General features: G+C 45.6%; 4 protein-coding genes. All 4 read left to right on the top strand.

Translation table 11 applies throughout. From position 1 onward, the window contains the following. Positions 1 to 143 precede the first annotated feature (143 nt). The 4 genes from FTT92_RS16545 to FTT92_RS16530 all read left to right on the top strand — a co-directional run bounded on the left by FTT92_RS16545 (position 144) and on the right by FTT92_RS16530 (position 3,200). Positions 144 to 737 (top strand): tyrosine-type recombinase/integrase, encoded by a 594-nt coding sequence (locus tag FTT92_RS16545; RefSeq protein ID WP_205779272.1) that lies wholly within the window; start codon positions 144 to 146, stop codon positions 735 to 737. Positions 738 to 926: 189 nt separating this feature from the next. Continuing rightward, positions 927 to 2,093, top strand: coding sequence for a tetracycline-inactivating monooxygenase Tet(X3) (locus tag FTT92_RS16540; RefSeq protein WP_024160783.1), 1,167 nt, complete (start codon positions 927 to 929; stop codon positions 2,091 to 2,093). Between the two features lie 148 nt (positions 2,094 to 2,241). Next, positions 2,242 to 2,979, top strand: coding sequence for a recombinase family protein (locus FTT92_RS16535; protein ID WP_001366550.1), 738 nt, complete (start codon positions 2,242 to 2,244; stop codon positions 2,977 to 2,979). Further along, the gene (locus FTT92_RS16530) at positions 2,976 to 3,200 is read left to right on the top strand and encodes a hypothetical protein (protein WP_000743213.1); all 225 of its coding nucleotides are present in this window, start codon (positions 2,976 to 2,978) and stop codon (positions 3,198 to 3,200) included. Before FTT92_RS16535 ends, FTT92_RS16530 begins: the two co-directional genes overlap by 4 nt. The last annotated feature ends 214 nt before the right edge of the window (positions 3,201 to 3,414 follow it).

The raw sequence follows: 3,414 nt of genomic DNA, 5'->3' as shown, positions 1-3,414 counted from the left end.
AGGCCTCAGCATTTTATTATGGTGATCCCCTGGGCGAAATGCGCCTGGTAAGCAGAGTTTTTGAAATGTAAGGCCTTTGAATAAGACAAAAGGCTGCCTCATCGCTAACTTTGCAACAGTGCCAGTTTTATTACGAACGTGTTTTGGGTGGACAACGGAAAACATATTTCATCGAAAGACCAAAAAAAGAAAAAACACTTCCTGTTGTGATGAGTGAAGAAGAAACCATTCGGGTACTACGCGCTATTGAAAACGTGAAACACAAGGCTATTCTGATGACTATTTATTCGGCAGGTTTGCGCATTTCTGAATGTATAAACCTGAAAATAAAAGACATTGACTCCAAGCGCATGCAAATTCGTATAGAACAGTCAAAAGGAAAAAGAGATCGTTATACCATTTTATCTGAGAAAACATTAATTATTTTAAGAACATACTTTATGGAATATAAACCAAAAGATTATTTATTTGAAGGTCAAAAAGGTGGCGCATACTCAAGCCGAAGTATTCAAAACATTTTTAAAGCAGCTGTTTTAAAAGCAAAGATTCAAAAGGAAGTTACTGTACATACCTTACGACATAGCTTTGCAACGCATTTGCTTGAGAATGGTACGAGTTTACGTTATATTCAATCGTTGTTAGGTCATTCAAGCAGTAAAACAACTGAGGTTTATACACATATTACCACCAAGGGAATGGAACAATTAAAAAGTCCGATGGATTTGTTAGATATATAGAAAGGATTTGTATATTTGAGCAAAACTTAACAAAAAGCACTATGAATATAAATCCTTTTGAGAGAGTAGAAACGAACGGTAAACGGTTGAAAACGGATTTGTCACTGATAATGAAAGGTTTAGCAAAATAAGATATAGTGGATATATACGCCATTTGGCGTATAGCCACTTGTTATGTGCCATTTTTGAATGACAATGCGAATAGATACGGACAAACAAATGAATTTACTTAGTGATAAGAACGTTGCAATAATTGGTGGTGGACCCGTTGGACTGACTATGGCAAAATTATTACAGCAAAACGGCATAGACGTTTCAGTTTACGAAAGAGACAACGACCGAGAGGCAAGAATTTTTGGTGGAACCCTTGACCTACACAAAGGTTCAGGTCAGGAAGCAATGAAAAAAGCGGGATTGTTACAAACTTATTATGACTTAGCCTTACCAATGGGTGTAAATATTGCTGATGAAAAAGGCAATATTTTATCCACAAAAAATGTAAAGCCCGAAAATCGATTTGACAATCCTGAAATAAACAGAAATGACTTAAGGGCTATCTTGTTGAATAGTTTAGAAAACGACACGGTTATTTGGGATAGAAAACTTGTTATGCTTGAACCTGGTAAGAAGAAGTGGACACTAACTTTTGAGAATAAACCGAGTGAAACAGCAGATTTGGTTATTCTTGCCAATGGTGGAATGTCGAAAATAAGGAGCTTTGTTACCGACACGCAAGTTGAAGAAACCGGTACTTTCAACATCCAAGCTGATATTCTTCAACCGGAAATAAACTGTCCCGGATTTTTTCAGCTATGCAACGGCAACCGATTAATGGCGGGACATCAGGGCATTTTATTGTTTGCCAATCCCAATAATAATGGTGCATTGTATTTAGGAATTAGTTTTAAAACGCCCGATGAATGGAAAAATAAAATTCCCTTAGATTTTCAGGACAGAAACAGCGTTGCCGATTTTTTATTGAAAAGATTTTCCAAATGGAGTGAAGTTTACAAACAATTAATACGTTCGGTATCAACATTTCAATGCTTGCCCACAAGGAAATTTCCTTTGAACAATGATTGGAAAAGTAACCGTCCATTACCCATAACAATGATTGGCGATGCTGCTCATTTGATGTCGCCTTTTGCAGGACAGGGTGTAAATACGGGATTATTGGATGCTTTGATATTGTCTGAAAACCTTACAAACGGAGAATTTACAAGTATTGAAAATGCCATCGAAAACTACGAACAACAAATGTTTGTTTATGCAAAAGATACGCAGGACGAATCGACAGAAAACGAAACCGAAATGTTTAGTCCCAATTTTTCGTTTCAAAAATTATTGAATCTATAAACAGTAAGAAAAAACGGCTACTAACAAGCAGTTTTGCAATAGTGGGGCAGAAGTGCAAAATTGAACTTGTGTGCTTCTATCAACTTTTGTACATTAGCTGCCAGTTTAAGATGGGTGCATTTGAGTATGCCCAAAGGAGCCCGCAAGTATGCGCAGGACGAAGCCAGTAGCCGCGCCGATGGTGGCGCGGGTCTATCTGCGCGTCAGCACCGACGCGCAGGACTTGGAACGCCAAGAGGCGATCACTACGGCCGCGAAGGCCGCCGGCTACTACGTCGCCGGCATCTACCGTGAGAAGGCATCCGGCGCACGCGCCGACCGGCCTGAGCTGCTGCGCATGATCGGCGACCTACAGCCCGGCGAGGTGGTCATTGCCGAGAAGATCGACCGCATCAGCCGCCTACCTTTGCCCGAGGCCGAGCGCCTGGTGGCCTCGATACAGGCCAAAGGCGCACGCCTGGCCGTCCCTGGCGTGGTCGATCTATCCGACCTGGCGGCCGAGGCCCAGGGCGTCGCCAAGATCGTGCTGGAAGCCGTGCAGATCATGCTTTTTCGCCTGGCCTTGCAGATGGCCCGCGACGACTACGAGGACAGGCGCGAACGCCAGCGCCAAGGCATTGAGTTGGCCCGCCAGGCCGGGCGGTACAAGGGCCGCCGTGCTGATCCGAAGCGCCGCGCCCAAGTTGTCGCGCTGCGCAAGTCCGGCTACAGCATCAACAAGACCGCCGAGCTGGCCGGGTACAGTGCGGCCCAGGTGAAACGGATATGGGCCGAGGTCAGCCAGGCCGAAGCGAAGCAGCACGGCGCGTTCGTGGAGGACGCATTGACGGAAGCCGATGCCCTGGCCGCTGTCGGCCAGGATGAGCGCCAGGAGGAAAGGGCATGAAGAAGCCGAACCAAGACGACGAGCCGTTTTTCATCACCGAGGAGATTGCGGCCGAAATGATCGCCGGCGGCTATGAGTTCGAGCTGCCGCCCATTCCTTGCACCATCCGCCTACGCGACGTGCTGGAGCGCATGACCGATGCTGAGCTAGCATTGCAGCCGGGCGAGATCGCCGACCAGGAGCGTGAACGCTGCCGGCGCAAGCCGTGTTCAACCTCATGATCTGGTCATGGTATTTTTCATGGCACTGAGCCTGATAGTTCTTGCAAATTGTTGTCACTAAAGGGTTTTGTGTGCTTGTTTACAATCGAGTGGGAGTGACGGGCACTGGCTGGCAATGTCTAGCAACGGCAGGCATTTCGGCTGAGGGTAAAAGAACTTTCCGCTAAGCGATAGACTGTATGTAAACACAGTATTGCAAGGACGCGGAACATGC

Origin of the sequence: Acinetobacter sp. YH12023, from assembly GCF_013420135.1 — a bacterium.
Classification (GTDB): domain Bacteria; phylum Pseudomonadota; class Gammaproteobacteria; order Pseudomonadales; family Moraxellaceae; genus Acinetobacter; species Acinetobacter amyesii.
This window is presented reverse-complemented; position numbering and strand designations above follow the sequence as displayed.